This window comes from Gottschalkia acidurici 9a, from assembly GCF_000299355.1.
Taxonomy (GTDB): Bacteria; Bacillota; Clostridia; order Tissierellales; family Gottschalkiaceae; genus Gottschalkia; species Gottschalkia acidurici.
The window spans coordinates 488896-505500 of the sequence record NC_018664.1; the positions used below are offsets into that span (position 1 = coordinate 488896).

Consider the following 16605-nt stretch of genomic DNA (forward strand, 5'->3'; position numbering starts at 1 on the left):
ATAAAGGAGTATAACATAGTGTTGAAGAGTACAATAAAAAAAATGTATAGGGCTGAGAATTCTCAGCCCCAACATTATAATCACAATAAAATATGGACGAAACCTTTTATATTAACAGTTATGGTTGTTATTATATTAGGTATTATATCACTGTTTACTGGAGTATATGACATATTAGGACAAGAGGATGGAATTAATATGTTTTTCATAACTCGTGTTCCAAGAACAGCTGCACTAATGCTTACTGGAGCTGCAATGTCAATGGCAGGATTGGTAATGCAACTTATTACACAGAATCGTTTAGTTGAATCTACTACAACAGGAACTATTGAATGGGCAGGCTTAGGGCTTGTTTTTGTTTATTTATTATTTCCTGCACCAACTTTAGTTCAACGAATGACTGGTGCAATCTTGTTTTCTTTTATAGGAACTATGATTTTCTTTTTATTTTTAAGAAAAATTAGACTTCGTTCGTCTTTAATTGTACCGATCATTGGTATGATGCTTGGAGCTGTGATCTCTGCAATTTCCACTTTTATTGGACTTGTTTTTCAAATGACGCAAAATATTGAATCTTGGTTTGTAGGTTCTTTTGCATCAGTTCAAATTGGAAGGTATGAATACTTGTGGCTAATTGTTATAGTTACTGTTCTTATTTTTATCTATGCTAATAGATTGACTTTAGCTGGACTAGGGGAAGATGTTACAACAAGTCTAGGTTTAAACTATAATAGGATAGTTCTTTTGGGTACTGGTCTTATTTCTTTTGCAGTTGGAATTGTTGCAGCTGTTATTGGAAACTTACCTTTCTTAGGGTTAATTGTACCGAATATTGTTTCAATGTATAGAGGAGATGATCTTAGGACTAATTTACCCTGGGTATGTGTATTAGGAATGGGTACGATAACTGTTTGTGACATAATTTCTCGAACGATTATAAAGCCTTTTGAAGTACCTGTCTCTTTGATACTTGGAACAGTAGGGTCAGTCGTATTTATTACTGTTTTATTGAGAAAAAGGAGGCTAAGATGAGCGGATTAGAATATCTTAATAATGAAAATAGATCAGCTAGAGCTTTTCGTTCTAAGAAAGAAGAAAAGCGTTATTGGATTTTGCTGATAACATTGATTGCTTTGGGTGCTCTTTCTTCCTATGGACTTTTGGTTTACAACAATCCAGTTCCAATAGATTCTCCTTCTTTTATTCCAGTTGTTAGAAGAAGGGTGGTAGCTCTTGTTGCAATGATTATTGCTGCAATTTGTCAGAGCTTGTCAACCGTTGCTTTCCAATCGACTACGAATAATAGAGTTATAACCCCTTCACTCTTAGGTTTTGAAGCTCTTTACTCAACAATTCAGACCAGTACAATATTTTTCTTTGGAGCTAATACATTTATAAATTTTAGTGGAATTGAATCATTTGTATTTCAAGTTGTTGCTATGGTTCTGATGTGCTTGATACTTTATGGGTGGTTGCTTTCTGGAAAGTATGGAAATTTACAACTTATGCTTTTAGTTGGAGTTATTATTGGAACTGGGCTAAGGTCTTTGTCATCTTTTATGAGGAGAGTCCTTTCGCCGTCTGAGTTTGATATATTACAGGCAAGATTGTTTGGTTCTGTAAACAATGCAGAATCTGAATATTTTTCTATTGCAATTCCAATTGTAGTAATTGCAGCATTACTCATTCTTATTTATTCTAAGAAATTAAACGTATTATCACTTGGAAAGGATATATGTGCTTCTTTAGGAGTTAATCATCAGCGTGGTGTGATTTATACTCTTGTATTAGTTTCTGTTTTGATGTCAATTTCCACAGCTTTGATTGGACCACTTACTTTCTATGGGTTTTTAGTTGCAACTTTGAGTTATCAAGTGGCGCCAACTTATGATCACAGATATGTTTTTCCGATGGCTCTTGCTATAGGATTTTTGATATTAACGGGTGCATACTTTTTTATGAATCATGTATTTTCTGCTCAAGGTGTAGTTTCAGTTATTATCGAAATGTTTGGTGGTATAACGTTTTTAATTGTAATTTTAAGGAAGGGGACTCTATGATAAAAATTGATAATGTTAAAAAGGCATATTCTGATGAGGTAAAAATAGGACCTTTGAATATTAAGATACCAAAAGCTGGTCTTACTGCTTTAATTGGGCCAAATGGTGCTGGAAAGTCTACCACACTTTTGATGATCGGAAGACTTTTAGATATGGATGAAGGTCAAATCAAGGTGGCAAATATAGATGTCTCTGAATCTAAATCAGAAGACTTAGCAAAAATTTTGACTATTTTGCGACAAGAAAATCATTTTGTAACCAGGCTTACTGTTAGACAATTAGCTGGATTTGGACGTTTTCCTTATTCAAAGGGAAGATTAACGAAAGAGGATGAGGCTATTATTTCTAAATATATCGACTTTTTAGGCTTGACTGATCTAGAAAATAGATATTTAGATGAGCTTTCTGGTGGTCAAAGGCAAAGGGCATATGTAGCAATGGTTTTGTGCCAAGAGACTGAATATGTACTTTTGGACGAGCCGCTGAACAATCTTGATGTTGCTCGTTCTGTTCAAATGATGGAGCATTTAAGGCGTGCTGCTAATGAATTTGGAAGAACAATTCTGACTGTTCTCCATGATATAAATTTTGCAGCCAAATATTCTGATAGAATTTGTGCTATGAAAAATGGACAAATTGCCGCTTTTGGAACAGCAGAAGAGGTTATGGACTCGGAAATTTTGTCGGATATTTTTGAAACAAAAATAGAAATTATTGATGGTCCGTATGGGCCAGTAGCAATTTATTAGTTATAAAATTAAATAAAAAAAGAGAGGCATCTCAAAAAAATGAGTATGCTTAAGAGACCAAATATAAAATTAGATTATTCTTTATATTTGTATTTAACACCACGAATATCAGTATATGATTATTCTAATTTACTCATTGACAAAGTTACTCATCAGAAGTATATTTTTAAAAATTAAGAGGCTAAGTTCTAGATCGATCTTATGATTTATAAACTTAGCCTCTTTTTTACACTCAAAAAAGAAAGAAAGGAATGGAAACAATATCAAAATTATTTATGTATGGTACTGGATCTATGTCAATATCATAGACACAAAAAATCGAATTTTAATTTACTCTAGATAAGATTTCCTATTCATGGAGTTATAAATTCTATCCTTTTATGAATTCTTTTTTCTATTGCACCATACCTCGGTATACTCAAATAGTTTTATTCTTGCTGTGACATAATCAAAATACTTAAATCTATATACTTCTATATGTGGCTTTAACCTTGACATTAAATAACGTTAAAACATTTACAAATATAGCACAGTATTAAGTGTCAACAAACACTACATGTGGATATTCATAGTGTTGTTGCATAGAAAAAACAGTTAAAATATTGCGAAAAAATTAATAAAATGAGTTACAATTGAAGACATGAGAGTAAAGGCTTTCATGTCTTTTTTATATAAAAATATATGAGATACTCATTATGTATAGAAGTTGGTGATTGATTTATAGAAAAGATAATAGTCATACCAGCTAAATCGCCAGAATATAAAAAGTTGAGAGTCACAGCATGTTATTGAGTTGGCACATTAAGCTTGGTTCAGAAGCGTAGTCTTGATTGGTAAATCAAATCTTATACAATGATGATATCAGAGCAGCTGGACTGGATTTTTGCCAGTGTATTTTATGATCCTATCATAGCTAACACTATCTTAGATAATATTTTACATCATGCATATTTAATGGCAAATCATATCGTTTAAAAGATCATCTTAAAGAAGAGGATGAGTAAAAAGTTACATTCTAACATTGACATTTATCCCCACTTTATTAGATGAAATTTGAGCAAGAATTATCAAGAATTAACTTATGACTGAGTATATAATATATGATATATTCTTGGAAAGGAGAATGCATATGGATTATCACTTAAAAGTACGTGATTCACTTGAGTATATTGAAAAAAATCTGGATAATAAGATTAAACTTAATGACCTTGCTCAAAAAGCTTATCTGTCAAAATATCATTATCATAGACTTTTTCGCAGAATAACAGGTGAATCCGTCACCAGATATATTACTAAGAGGCGTATGGAGAAGGCTGCAGAAGAGCTTGTTCAAACAGAACAGCCGATTATTGATATTGCACTGAAGTATCAATATGCTTCTCAGGAATCCTTTTCTAGAGCCTTTATGAGGATTTATGATTTGACACCTGGAAAATATCGGAGAGTATATAGAAGTGGCAAATTCAATAATGTTATCGAATTCAGTTCTGACTTCAACAGAATCACGAATATGGCTGCATAAGCAGCGAATGGAGGTTAATATGAGTAATCTTATACCAGTGGTAATTGAACAAACATCTCGAGGAGAACGCTCTTACGATATTTTTTCGAGGTTGTTAAACGATAGGATTATCATGCTTAACGGCATGGTAACAAATGAGTCTGCGAGTTTAATTATTGCCCAAATGCTCTTCTTGGAATCTGCTGACTGTGACAAGGACATTCATTTCTACATTAACAGTCCAGGTGGCTCAGTAACAGACGGCTTTGCTATTATAGATACAATGAATTATATTAAATGCGATGTTTCTACAATCAGTGTAGGCCAATCAGGGAGCGCAGCTTCATTACTTCTGGCGTCGGGGAAGAAAGGTAAACGTTTTGCCCTGAAAAACAGTGAAGTGATGATTCATCAGCCATCAATATCTGGCGGACTACAGGGGCAGGCCACAGATATTAAAATTCATAGTGACTGGCTTGAAAAAACAAAAGAAACTCTGAATGGAATATATAGTAGGCTTACAGGCCAGCCAATCCAAAAGATTAATGAAGACATGGAAAGAGACTGTTATATGACGGCTGAGCAAGCAAAAGAATATGGGTTAATTGATAAGATTTTATTATATCGTACGTAACATTATATTTAAAAACCGGGATTAAAACGAAGCTTTAAATTGGATATCTGTATTTAATCAGTTATTTAAAATCTTATTTTTAAAACACTTAACAGAAACTTCACCCTTTATTGACTTTTTAGACGTATTATAGTACAATAATAGAAAATTTGAAATTTGAGGTGAAAAAATGATTAATTTTTCTTGCTAATTTTTAAAGTACATTTAATACAAAAATAAACAGGTGTGTTCTGTTTGTTTTGTTGTACTTGTGCAAGAAAGTTATTCTTTTTTCTCTTAATATACAAACTTGTGTTATGCTATAATGATTAGCTTAACTACGCATGTTTAAGAGCTGTAAGAATAATTAATTCTTGCAGCTCTTATTTTTTATAAATAATTCAAATAAGGAGGATGAATAATACTATGGTAAATAAAGACACTTTGATAACACATGATAATCTCCATATAGAGTCGGATATTGCAGGCGACACTCATATGGAGTAATAACGAGGTCGCCTATTGTTCCGACTTTGTTATTTATACTATTAAATACAGAGGGGGACAAAAATATGTCTTTAATAAGTGTTACAAACCTAACCTTTGCTTATGAAGGTAGCTATGATAATATTTTTGAAAATGTAAGTTTTCAAATTGATACTGATTGGAAATTAGGATTCACTGGAAGGAATGGAAGAGGAAAGACTACTTTTATGAATCTTTTGCTTGGAAAATACGAATATAGTGGAAACATTTCAGCTGATGTGACTTTTGAATATTTTCCTTATGAGGTGCATGATCAAAGCAAATTCACCATAGATGTTATAAGGGAGATTAGTCCAAATTCAATGGATTGGGAAATAGTAAAAGAATTATCTTTGTTAGATATGGATTACGATGCTTTATATAGAGAGTTTTATACACTATCTAAAGGAGAGCAAACCAAAGCATTGTTGGCTGCTATGTTTTTGAAAGAAAACTCCTTCTTGCTTATTGATGAGCCTACTAATCATTTGGATACTGAAGCTAGGCAAAAACTATGTAGTTACTTGAAAAAAAAGAAAGGATTTATTCTGATTTCACATGATAGATCTTTTTTAGATAATTGTATTGATCATATCTTATCTATTAATAAAACTAATATTGAAATACAAAAAGGAAATTTTTCTTCATGGTGGAGAAACAAAGAATTACAAGATGGTTTTGAGCTAGCAGAAAACGAAAAATTGAAAAAGGATATTAACAGACTTTCCAGATCGGCAAAACGTACGTCTACGTGGTCAGATAGCGTTGAAAGCAGCAAGCATGGAACTACTAATTCTGGAAGCAAATTAGATAAAGGATTTGTTGGACATAAAGCTGCAAAAATGATGAAGCGTGCTAAAAATATAGAAGCTAGACAACAAAACATGATTGAGGAAAAATCAAAGCTTCTTAAAAATATTGAATCCAATGAAAGTTTAAAAATAGTACCACTTACTTTCCATGATAAAAAGCTTGTAGAGCTTATGGATGTTGCAATTGAATACGATGATAGAATTGTCTGTGAAGGAGTAAATTTTACTATAGAACAAGGTGAAAGAATTGCTATTCAAGGAAAGAATGGCAGCGGAAAATCAAGTATATTGAAATTAATTTATGGAGAAGACATCCCCCATAGTGGAAATGTAAGAAAAAATAATAAGTTAATCATTTCATATGTTTCACAAGATACTTCAGATTTATATGGTAACTTATCCGAGTATGCAGGTAAACACTGTATTGACGAGAGTCTATTTAAATCTATGCTTAGAAAGCTTGATTTTTCAAGAGAACAGTTTGAAAAGAATATAGAAGATTTTAGCGGAGGGCAGAAGAAAAAGGTATTGATTGCCCAAAGTTTGTGTGAACGGGCACATTTGTATATTTGGGATGAACCATTGAATTTTATTGATGTCATTTCTCGTATGCAGATTGAACAATTGTTAATTGAACATGAACCTACAATTTTGTTTGTTGAGCATGATAGCGCATTTTGTGAAAATGTTGCAACAAAAATAATAAAATTATAAAGGTAGGAATGACAATTAACATGTTTAATGGAAATATAAAAATAACACATAATAGGCTCCATGCAAAGCCAGATGTTTTGGGCGACGCTTGCATGGAGTAATATAAGTCGCACTAATTATACTGGCTTTGCTTCCTAACTATTAATAGTGAGGAGGAAGCCTACATGAAACAGACAAAAACGAAATATGAGAAAATAAAACAAATAGTATCAAATTTAAAATTACCTGACTATAGGTACGAACAAGTTACAAAAGCTATTTTTCATCAAAGAATAGATAATTTTGATGATATGCGTATACTGCCAAAGGCTTTAAGGATAGCTTTAGTAAATGAGTTTGGAAAGAATGTATCTAGTATAATACCTGTTTTTTCACAAGATTCTAAACAAGTTCAAAAATTGTTATTCGAATTGACTGATGGAGAAAGAATAGAAGCTGTTGCGCTAAAATATAAGCAGGGGTGGGAATCGTTTTGTGTTTCTTCCCAATGTGGTTGTGGCTTTGGATGTAGTTTTTGTGCAACGGGAAGTGCTGGGTTCAAGCGCAATCTTACTGCTGATGAGATAACTGACCAATTACTTTATTTCTATTTTAATAACCATAGACTGAATAGTATTTCATTTATGGGAATGGGTGAGGCTTTTGCAAATCCAGAGTTATTTGATGCAGTAAAAATTTTGACTGATCGAAATTTATTTGGATTAAGTCAAAGAAGAATTACTATTTCAACAATTGGTATTATACCAGGAATTCAAAGATTGACCAAAGAATTTCCACAAGTGAATCTGGCTTTTTCACTTCATTCACCATTTGAAAGTCAACGAAGTGATTTAATGCCTATAAATAAAACATTTCCATTGAATGATGTAATGAAGGCATTAGATGAACATGTCATTCATACGGGACGGCGAGTGTTTATTGCTTATATTATGCTTAAAGGAATTAATGATTCGAAAGAACATGCAGAGGCAGTTATAGGTCTATTGAAAAGTCGAGGTTCATGGAAGCATTTATATCATATTGATTTGATACCTTATAATTCTACGGACAAAACAACTTTTAAATTTCAACCTTCAAGTGATATCAAGCAATTTTATAGTACACTAAAGAAAGCTGGTATTAATGCAACTGTTAGAACACAATTTGGTTCTGAGATTAGTGCTGCTTGTGGACAGTTGTGTTATGAAAATGAATTATAATGTTAGTTTTAAGATATATACTTGAGTAAAAAAATAGGCTCATTTTAGATCTTGAAGGTTTTTAATTGAATGAGGTATGTGTAAAATAATGTTGTTATTTAAAATGAGTGTAGTGTCGAATCGATTTATTAACTAGCATGTTTAAAAAAATGAATAAGGGGGCTGTTTCAAAACTAATTGATTAATGAGTAGAGAAACAGCTTCCTTTTTCGTTTCTTAAAGACAAAAATACAGATTCCGTATAATTCATAAAAAAGATAGAAACAGTTGTTAAAATTAAACTTAAAAATCTGAATCATTATCCGTATATTCGCAACAGGTTGGAATTGGCGAGTCTGTATCATATGCCTGGCAGGCATCATGGTAATAATCAAGTTTTCGATCAATCGAGCGAAGATATTTTTTTAAGTCTTCGATTTGCTTCAAGACATCATCTTTGTGGTTGATTAACATATCGTTACGTGCATGAAGAGTATCATTTCCTTCATTTTGCCAATCCATAAATTGCTTTATTTTCTTAATAGGCATTCCAGTATTCTTAAGACAGCATATGAGTGAGAGCATTTCCATATCATCCCTTGTGAAAATACGGTTGCCTGATTTATCTCTTTTAACATTAGTGAGTAGTCCTTCACGGTCATAGTATCTTAATGTGTATGTTGTTAAATTCATTTTTTTAGCGGCCTGCGCTATGGTATAGTTCACGTTTATCACCTCAGATAGTTTTTATATATTATATAACTTACACTTAGCTTTAAGTCAAGGATGATTATGAAAATTGTTAAATGCAATGCTATATCTGTCCTGCCTTGGAAGAAGGGGTATGCATTTATGAATATGAAAAAAATTTTCACATATACTATTGACTTAGAGTTAAGTGTAAGGTCTATACTTGGCATATAGAAGAAAAAGGAGTGTGGATTTATGAAAGTAATAGCTATTAACGGTAGCCCTCGTAAAGATGGTAACACAAGTCAGGCACTAAAGGTTATGTCAGATGAGTTAGAACAACAAGGTATAGAAGTTGAAACTATTCAAATTGGTCAGCTCAATATTCATGGGTGTATTGGTTGTGGATATTGTTGGACGTCTGAGGAAAATCACTGTGTTTTCAAAGATGATATTGTCAATGAGGTTGCGAAAAAAATGCGTGAAGCAGATGGCCTTATTCTTGCATCTCCTACTTATTATGCAGGAATAGCAGGAACAATGAAGTCTTTCTTAGACAGAGTATTCTACACGAGTTCATCTTATTTTAAATATAAAGTTGCAACTTCCATTTCAGTTGTAAGACGTGCAGGTGGTGTAGATGTAGTACATCAACTAAATAACTATCTTAACTTAGCTGAGACAGTCATGCCGCCGTCTCAATACTGGACAATAGCATATGGTGCTAAAAAAGGAGAAGTTCATCAGGACGGAGAGGGTATTCAGACCATCCATAAAAATGCAAGATCAATGGCTTGGCTCCTTAAGACAATTGATGCTGGAAAAGAAAAAGTACCTTTTCCTGTAGAAGAAGATCGTGTTATGACAAACTTTATACGATAATAGATAACGAAGTAAGATAATTATGAGGGAAACTTTTACTCATTAAGCAATGATTATAAGATTCTGAATATAGGATTCAGTACGTTCCGTACACCTAGTGGAGAGGAAATAGAGAAGTCTGCATTAAATGCAATCAAGACAGGATATCGACATATTGACTGCGCTGCTGCTTACGAAAATGAGAACAGGGATTGCGCTTTATTCATGTTAATGATGTTGTGGTATATATTTGTGATCTTAAGAATAAGACAGACGGGAGAATTTAATATGGAAAATACTGATATCTTTAATATGATGGCTAGTAGATATGACACTTTTGAAAGGATTCAAATTGCAAAGTTAGTATCAGATGCTATTCGTGAATACCTAATTGACTCTAATAATAAGAATGCTATTGATTTTGGATGTGGAACCGGTCTTGTTGGAATGAACTTATTAAATGAATTCAATTCTATGATTTTTATGGATACGTCACAGAATATGATTGATCAGATAAAACAAAAGATTATTGACTTTAACATTCAAAATGTAGATACATTATGTTTTGATTTGGAAAAAGAAAGTTTATTAGATTTACATATGGACTATATTTTTATGTCTCAGGTTCTACTTCATATTAATGATATAGAGTTAGTTTTATCAAGACTATATGATATTTTAAATGTAGGAGGACATTTAATAATCGTAGATTTTAATAAAAATGAAAAAGTAGTCTCAGATATGGTTCATGATGAATTTGATCAAGTAGAGCTTATTAATCTTATGACTAAATTAGGATTTAAAGAAACTCAATTCAAAACTTTTTATACTGGAAGTAAAATATTCATGAATCATGACGCATCTTTATTTATACTTGATGCTCAGAAATAAACTTTTTGACTAATATAACTAGAAAAAATAGATATTAAAAAAATGATTTTACTAATAAAAAATATAATTTAAAAAAGCACTAGATATAAATTAAAATGTATCTAGTGCTTTTTTTAAAATTATATTAAAAGGGTTAATTATGGTAATAGAGAATGAAGTGTGTTTGCTAACTACAATTACAAAAATGATGAATCAAATTTTGGATTTGGTACCTATAATACTGATTTTTCTTAAATATTTTAGGATAGATAATTAATATATAAAAAGTTATAATTAAAACCGAAGTACAAAGCTATAAAAAATTTATACTTAATAGGATTATTATCGAATAGAGAAAAATAAGCATGTACTATGCTACTAATATCAGATATTTTCAAGGTAAGAAATTTTCAAATAGAATAAGGAGGAAAATAATGATTACGATTTTAATTGTAGAAGATGAAAAGCCCATATCGGATCTAATAGCATTAAGCTTAAGTTCCTCAGGATATATTTGCGATATGGCATATGATGGTATGGAAGCATCAGATAAGTTGCTAGAAAAGAGATATGACTTGATTCTATTAGATATAATGCTTCCGGAAGTAGATGGATATGAGCTAATAGAATTCATTAAGCATATGGATATACCAGTTATATTTTTGTCTGCAAAAGGAAGATTAGAGGATAAGATAAAAGGATTTAAATTAGGTGCAGATGACTACTTAACAAAGCCATTTGAAGTATTAGAACTATTAGCTAGGGTAGAAGCTGTATTAAGGCGATTTCATAAAGTTTCAAATAAAGTTGAATTCGAGGATGTAATTGTTGACACAAAAGCTCATATGATAAAAAAAGGTCAAAAAGAAATTATATTAACAGAAAAAGAATATAGACTCTTAATATTTTTTATTGAAAATAAGAATATGGCAATGTTTCGTGAACAAATTTACGAAAGAGTATGGGAAGGTGAATATCAAGAAAATAGTAGAACTGTAGACTTGCATATACAACGCTTACGAAAAAAAATGGGTTGGGAAAAAAAGATTGTTTCAGTTCATAAAGTTGGATATAGATTGGAGGCGTAAATGAAATTTTCATATAAGATATTTATTAGTACACTACTATTGATTATGTTCACACTAAGTATAGGTGAAACAATAATGCTAACAGTAACTTTTAATAATGCTATTGATAGTGAGATAGAACATGCACAACGTGAAAATTTGATGATGAGAATGGAAATTGCTACACTTGTGAGAAACTACAATAGAGCAATATATAGAAATGAAAGGGAAGCTCTAGATTCGGTTCTAGAAACATTGAGTGAAAACTGGAAAAAAGAAAAAAGACAGTTTAGGATTATAGATAAAAATAATAGAGTAATTACTGAAAGCCAAGGATTTACTGATTTTATTAATATGAATAATGTGGCTAATATTGAAGAAGAGTTAAATTACAAAATTTATAGAGATAAAGAATCATACTATGTACAAGTAAACACACTTCTTAAATTAAATGAAAAAGAAATTATAATTGAAAATTCTAAAAATTTATCATCTGTATTTTCATATAGAAAAGAACAACAGACTATTTTTTTACAAGTGGCACTTGTTATAGGAGGAATAGGTGGATTAATAAACTGGGTAGTTGTTCGTTGGATATCAAAACCTATTAATGAAATGACAAAAGCAATGAAAAAGATTATGTCAGGTAATTTGACTGTTAGAGTTGAAAATAAAAGCACGGATGAACTTGGAACTTTAGCTAACTATTTTAATTCAATGACAGAGTCATTAGAGAAAAATATGAATGACTTAAAAGAAGCCGCAAGAAGACAGGAAGATTTTGTGGGAAGTTTTGCACATGAAATAAAAACCCCATTGACATCAATCATTGGATACGCAGACATTCTTAGAAGCAAAAAACTAGATGAAAGTACTACGTTTACTGCAGCTAATTACATTTTTTCAGAAGGAAAAAGATTAGAAAATCTGTCTATAAAGTTGCTAGAATTAATTGTAGAAAGAAAAACACAAATTAAATATAAAAAAATTTCGATAACAAAATTGATAGATGATGTATTGAAAATAACAGATAGAAGCTTAGTAGAGAAAGAAATTAAAGTTGACTTAGATATAAATTCTTTTTACGTGAATGTAGATGAGGATCTTATGAAAACAGTTTTAATTAACTTAATAGATAATGCAAGAAAAGCTATAAATATCGAAGGCATTATTAGAATTAAAGCGCAAAAAGAAGAGGAAAATATAAAGATAGATATTATAGATAACGGTAAAGGCATTCCAAAAAAAGATTTAGAAAAAATAAAAGAAGCTTTCTATATGGTGGACAAGTCACGCTCTAGAAAAGAAGGTGGAGCTGGACTAGGATTAACTATATGTACACAGATAATGAAATTGCATAATGGAGATATGATATATGAAAGTGAGTTGAACAAAGGAACAAAAGTATCTTTGGTGTGGAAGGAGATGAAGAATGAAGAACGTAACTAATCATCTGCTAAAAGGTGCAATAACTATATTATTAATGTTTATTATAATGTTTTTACCACGCACATTCTTCTTTATACAGGATAAAAAATTATTGAATAAAGAAGTTAGTATAAAAGTTGAATCTCCGAATATTCATACAACACCTGAATTCTCAATGAGTCTTGAAGACAAAATAAAGATGGTGAATTTGGAAGAAGGAAATATTGAATGGATATCTCTTGATACAGGAGATACTTATAGTTTATATGAAGCTAGAATGCAGAGTTATAGGGAACTATGTAAAATTTCTTCTTTGAAAATGGATATCTATGGACCTATTAAAGAAGAAATTGATATAAAGCCATTTCTTTTAATAAACTCTCAGACCCCATCTCATACAATGATTATTTGGAAAGGTACTGTGAAAATTAAGGATATAGTTTATAGTATTGTGTTAGAAGAGGAATATGGGAAAATAATAAAAATAGAATCACAAGAAAAACTAAAAGATGACGAAGAAAAACACCTAAACACATTGCAAAAAGAATGGAAAGAATATATTCAAAACAAGTAGTATGATACAAATGTGATACAACTAAATGTAATAATGAATATATAAAATGCTTTAACATTTAAAAGGTTAAACTAGGAGGAAAAATTATGAAAACAAAATATTTTAAAAGTGTAATAGGTTGTTCTTTGATTTTAGTTACGATAGCTTCTGCAGGGGCTTATGCATATAATTACAGAAGCGATGTAGGAGTAAAATTGACTAATAGTATTAAAGATTATTTAAAAGAAGATGGAGATTTGAATAACGGCAGTAAGAAACAAGAAATTATGAAGTTACAAGACAAAGTAGGTAAGTTAGACGAAATACCTATGATTAATTTACCAAAAGGAATTAGAGGGATTAAGTCAGAGACTTCGGTCAACCAAAGCTTGAGAGATCTTATTATCGAATATTATCAAATTCCAGAAGAGTATTATGAAACTACAAGATATTATTATAACTATGTAGACTTAAATAAGGATGGAGTAAACGAAATATTTGTAGTTGTTATGGGTCCTTATACAAGTGGAACTGGTGGAAGTAGTGCACTATGGGTAGTTGAAAATGGTGGTAAGCTGCATGTAAATCAAGATTTCAAATTAGTTCATACTCCAGTTGTTATTAGTGATACTGTTACAAATGGTGCAAGAGAATTGATAGTTCCATACTATGGAGGTGGAGTTGAAGATCAGTATTCTATAATGACATGTAGTGATGGAGCATATACAAGAGTATCTGATGGTACTAAAGTAAAAACACTAGAAAGTGTTACGGGAGATGCTATAATTGCTAATGATATAATTGCTGAAGTGGAAGCAGGAAATATGGGACTTAACTTGCTTTCTAAGTAGTTTTTAAAAATAATAAATTTTGAAAAATTACATTTGTATAAGCAATCCTTACATGTTGAGACAGTAGTAATAATGAACTGTGGTCGAGATAAAAATAAAAGAGCATGGCCATAGGATATTCGAAGAGACACAGCCTCCAAAGTAGAAATTTTAGACATAAAATCCAAAGGTATCAGGATCAAAAAATCTTGATGCCTTTGTTTTTATATACCGACCAAAAACTAATATGACTTTCGGACGATGATTTTAAATGTCTAGTTGGAATAAATTAGTCTTAATTTTCTCTCCCAATATTGCATAGGGCTAAAAGCTGTTATATGATTTACATATGGTTTATTGGATTGAACTATTTAACAAGATTTAAGAGGTGCCTATATGGATAAACACGAGCAACTTAAGTTGATAAGAGAGAATTTTATGAATTGTCAAAAATTCTTGTATCCGATATTGAAGATTTTATGAAAGAATTTTATCAAGGAAACTGATGAATAATTTGGAGGTGATTTTATGAGCAGTACAATGGAAAATAGAATTTCAAGAAGAAAGTTTGAAAAAGAGCCGGTTACAGATCAGGAAAAGGGAAAAATCATTTTTCTTATTAATGAATTAAATGAAGCATCTGACTTAGCAATCGAATTCTTGGAGGACGGAAGTAATGCTTTTCAGAAATTAAGAAAGAGTTATGGTTTATTTACGAATGTGCGTTCAGTTATATTGATGAAAGGAAAAAAAGATCTCAAAGACTTGAAGGAAAAGGTTGGTTATTACGGAGAAGATTTAGTTCTTGCTATAACTGATTTAGGCTTGGGAACCTGTTGGGTTGGAGGTACCTTTGATAAAGACGAATTAATTGTTGATGACAGCGAGGAGTTGGTTTGTGTTATTTTAGTAGGCAAAGTGGCAGCTCCTTCACTAACAGAAAAAATGATTCGGTTGGCTACACATAGAAAAATAAAGAGCATGGAAGAACGAATCATAAGCGATCAACCTTTGCCTCAATGGGTACAAAACGGAATGAAAGCTGTATTACTTGCACCAAGTGCTAAAAACACACAAAAAGCAATGTTTAAGTATGAGAGCAACATCTTAAGTGCTCGAATTGTGGATGATTATTCAATGGATCTGATTGATTTAGGTATTGCAAAGAAACATTTCGAGATAGGGGCAGGAGGAAAATTTGAATTTGGAAACAGTGGTGTTTTTCATTTAAGTTAGTATTATATGTTATTGAATTTAAAGTTTTATAGAACGGATAGTAAAAAATGAATCAACAGAAAATTATTTCATCTTATTTTTTAATGTCTATATTATCAGAAAGCAAGGTCATACTATGTTCAAAGAGGATCTTCTTTGTATTCTCAAGACACGTTGAGACTATTGTTCTATGGTAATCTTCAATTAGTAATTAGATCATTGGATGCAACAGAAGATGAATTTATTGAAATGTTTAAAGAGACATTCATAAATAGATTATTTATATAATAGGAGGAAACATTTTGCAAACTATCAGCTACAAAGAATTAAAAATATCCGAAATAAATTTACAGTTATTTGCAGACTTTAACCGTTATCAAGATGTGAAAAAATGTTGGCGCAAGGAAAACAATGAGTGGATATTAAAAGATATTTCCTTTACAGAACAGTGGGACTTACCTGAATATGATCACTTGATAAAATGTTTACATAGTACTATTAAAACAGGAGGTGTAGTATTTGGTGCTTTTTATGCCGATATACTTGTGGGATTTGCCTCTATTGAAAATCAATTGTTTGGTTCAAAATCAAAATATCTGCAGCTCTCAAATATATACACCTCTTATGGGAAACGTTGTATAGGAATAGGTAAAGAACTGTTTTTACTTGTGTGTGAAAAAGCAAAACAGATGGGTGCTGAGAAGTTGTATATATCGGCTCATTCGTCGGAAGAATCACGGGCTTTTTATAAAGCTATTGGCTGTAATGAGGCAACAGAATACAATTTAAAATTAGTTGCTGAAGAACCTTGTGATTGCCAACTAGAATATGCGCTCTAGCTTCTTGTTATGATCATACCTTTAATTATTCTAAAATAAGAATAAGTTAGACATTGTAAGTTAAATATTAAAAGATATGAACGTATAGGTACATATCTCT

General features: G+C 31.2%; 17 protein-coding genes. 16 read left to right on the top strand and 1 reads right to left on the bottom strand.

Translation table 11 applies throughout. The annotated features are described in order from the left end of the window. Positions 1–18: 18 nt before the first annotated feature. From CURI_RS02260 to CURI_RS02290, 7 genes are all read left to right on the top strand, one after another. Positions 19–1032, top strand: coding sequence for an ABC transporter permease (locus tag CURI_RS02260; protein ID WP_014966662.1), 1014 nt, complete (start codon positions 19–21; stop codon positions 1030–1032). Further along, positions 1029–2060, top strand: a complete 1032-nt coding sequence (locus CURI_RS02265) for an iron chelate uptake ABC transporter family permease subunit (RefSeq protein WP_014966663.1) — start codon at positions 1029–1031, stop codon at positions 2058–2060. Before CURI_RS02260 ends, CURI_RS02265 begins: the two co-directional genes overlap by 4 nt. Beyond that, a complete protein-coding gene (locus CURI_RS02270) occupies positions 2057–2809 on the top strand; it encodes an iron ABC transporter ATP-binding protein (RefSeq protein WP_014966664.1) in 753 nt (250 codons plus the stop codon). The genes CURI_RS02265 and CURI_RS02270 overlap by 4 nt, the downstream gene beginning before the upstream one ends. Positions 2810–3938: 1129 nt before the next feature. Continuing rightward, the gene (locus tag CURI_RS02275; protein ID WP_051003939.1) at positions 3939–4331 is read left to right on the top strand and encodes a helix-turn-helix transcriptional regulator; all 393 of its coding nucleotides are present in this window, start codon (positions 3939–3941) and stop codon (positions 4329–4331) included. Between the two features lie 7 nt (positions 4332–4338). Next, positions 4339–4944: an ATP-dependent Clp protease proteolytic subunit gene (locus tag CURI_RS02280; RefSeq protein ID WP_081580469.1), complete on the top strand. Its 606-nt coding sequence runs from the start codon at positions 4339–4341 to the stop codon at positions 4942–4944. 551 nt (positions 4945–5495) lie between these two features. Beyond that, positions 5496–6974 (top strand): Lsa family ABC-F type ribosomal protection protein, encoded by a 1479-nt coding sequence (locus CURI_RS02285; RefSeq protein WP_014966667.1) that lies wholly within the window; start codon positions 5496–5498, stop codon positions 6972–6974. Positions 6975–7138: 164 nt separating this feature from the next. Then, positions 7139–8173: a Cfr family 23S rRNA (adenine(2503)-C(8))-methyltransferase gene (locus tag CURI_RS02290; RefSeq protein WP_014966668.1), complete on the top strand. Its 1035-nt coding sequence runs from the start codon at positions 7139–7141 to the stop codon at positions 8171–8173. A 282-nt stretch (positions 8174–8455) separates the two neighbouring features. On the opposite strand, the gene CURI_RS02295 is transcribed toward CURI_RS02290, so the two are convergent. Continuing rightward, entirely contained in the window at positions 8456–8878 is a 423-nt protein-coding gene (locus CURI_RS02295; protein WP_014966669.1) for a MerR family transcriptional regulator, read from the bottom strand. A 219-nt stretch (positions 8879–9097) separates the two neighbouring features. Between CURI_RS02295 and CURI_RS02300 the strand changes: the two genes are divergently transcribed. From CURI_RS02300 to CURI_RS02335, 9 genes are all read left to right on the top strand, one after another. Continuing rightward, complete coding sequence (locus CURI_RS02300) at positions 9098–9724, top strand: flavodoxin family protein (protein ID WP_014966670.1); 627 nt, start codon at positions 9098–9100, stop codon at positions 9722–9724. A 267-nt stretch (positions 9725–9991) separates the two neighbouring features. Beyond that, positions 9992–10594 carry a class I SAM-dependent methyltransferase gene (locus tag CURI_RS02305; RefSeq protein WP_041701411.1) on the top strand — a complete coding sequence of 201 codons (603 nt, stop codon included), beginning with the start codon at positions 9992–9994 and terminating at the stop codon, positions 10592–10594. A 413-nt stretch (positions 10595–11007) separates the two neighbouring features. Further along, positions 11008–11661 carry a response regulator transcription factor gene (locus CURI_RS02310; protein ID WP_041701413.1) on the top strand — a complete coding sequence of 218 codons (654 nt, stop codon included), beginning with the start codon at positions 11008–11010 and terminating at the stop codon, positions 11659–11661. Further along, positions 11662–13089: a sensor histidine kinase gene (locus CURI_RS02315; protein ID WP_014966673.1), complete on the top strand. Its 1428-nt coding sequence runs from the start codon at positions 11662–11664 to the stop codon at positions 13087–13089. After that, positions 13073–13642 (top strand): hypothetical protein, encoded by a 570-nt coding sequence (locus tag CURI_RS02320; RefSeq protein ID WP_014966674.1) that lies wholly within the window; start codon positions 13073–13075, stop codon positions 13640–13642. The genes CURI_RS02315 and CURI_RS02320 overlap by 17 nt, the downstream gene beginning before the upstream one ends. Positions 13643–13728: 86 nt before the next feature. Next, on the top strand, positions 13729–14472 hold the full coding sequence (locus CURI_RS02325) for a hypothetical protein (RefSeq protein ID WP_014966675.1): 744 nt from the start codon (positions 13729–13731) through the stop codon (positions 14470–14472). A gap of 507 nt (positions 14473–14979) precedes the next feature. Continuing rightward, the gene (locus tag CURI_RS02330; protein ID WP_041701416.1) at positions 14980–15687 is read left to right on the top strand and encodes a nitroreductase family protein; all 708 of its coding nucleotides are present in this window, start codon (positions 14980–14982) and stop codon (positions 15685–15687) included. A gap of 135 nt (positions 15688–15822) precedes the next feature. After that, positions 15823–15954: a hypothetical protein gene (locus CURI_RS16275; RefSeq protein ID WP_266353714.1), complete on the top strand. Its 132-nt coding sequence runs from the start codon at positions 15823–15825 to the stop codon at positions 15952–15954. Between the two features lie 14 nt (positions 15955–15968). Next, complete coding sequence (locus CURI_RS02335; RefSeq protein ID WP_014966677.1) at positions 15969–16505, top strand: GNAT family N-acetyltransferase; 537 nt, start codon at positions 15969–15971, stop codon at positions 16503–16505. Positions 16506–16605 lie beyond the last annotated feature (100 nt).

Bases quoted from the DNA above. Each gene is read 5' to 3' on its own strand.
- CURI_RS02265 (WP_014966663.1), top strand. From the start codon at position 1,029: ATGAGCGGATTAGAATATCTTAATAATGAAAATAGATCAGCTAGAGCT.
- CURI_RS02285 (WP_014966667.1), top strand. From the start codon at position 5,496: ATGTCTTTAATAAGTGTTACAAACCTAACCTTTGCTTATGAAGGTAGC.
- CURI_RS02290 (WP_014966668.1), top strand. From the start codon at position 7,139: ATGAAACAGACAAAAACGAAATATGAGAAAATAAAACAAATAGTATCA.
- CURI_RS02280 (WP_081580469.1), top strand. From the start codon at position 4,339: ATGGAGGTTAATATGAGTAATCTTATACCAGTGGTAATTGAACAAACA.
- CURI_RS02320 (WP_014966674.1), top strand. From the start codon at position 13,073: ATGAAGAACGTAACTAATCATCTGCTAAAAGGTGCAATAACTATATTA.
- CURI_RS02310 (WP_041701413.1), top strand. From the start codon at position 11,008: ATGATTACGATTTTAATTGTAGAAGATGAAAAGCCCATATCGGATCTA.
- CURI_RS02330 (WP_041701416.1), top strand. From the start codon at position 14,980: ATGAGCAGTACAATGGAAAATAGAATTTCAAGAAGAAAGTTTGAAAAA.
- CURI_RS02275 (WP_051003939.1), top strand. From the start codon at position 3,939: ATGGATTATCACTTAAAAGTACGTGATTCACTTGAGTATATTGAAAAA.
- CURI_RS02270 (WP_014966664.1), top strand. From the start codon at position 2,057: ATGATAAAAATTGATAATGTTAAAAAGGCATATTCTGATGAGGTAAAA.
- CURI_RS02300 (WP_014966670.1), top strand. From the start codon at position 9,098: ATGAAAGTAATAGCTATTAACGGTAGCCCTCGTAAAGATGGTAACACA.
- CURI_RS02315 (WP_014966673.1), top strand. From the start codon at position 11,662: ATGAAATTTTCATATAAGATATTTATTAGTACACTACTATTGATTATG.
- CURI_RS02305 (WP_041701411.1), top strand. From the start codon at position 9,992: ATGGAAAATACTGATATCTTTAATATGATGGCTAGTAGATATGACACT.
- CURI_RS02325 (WP_014966675.1), top strand. From the start codon at position 13,729: ATGAAAACAAAATATTTTAAAAGTGTAATAGGTTGTTCTTTGATTTTA.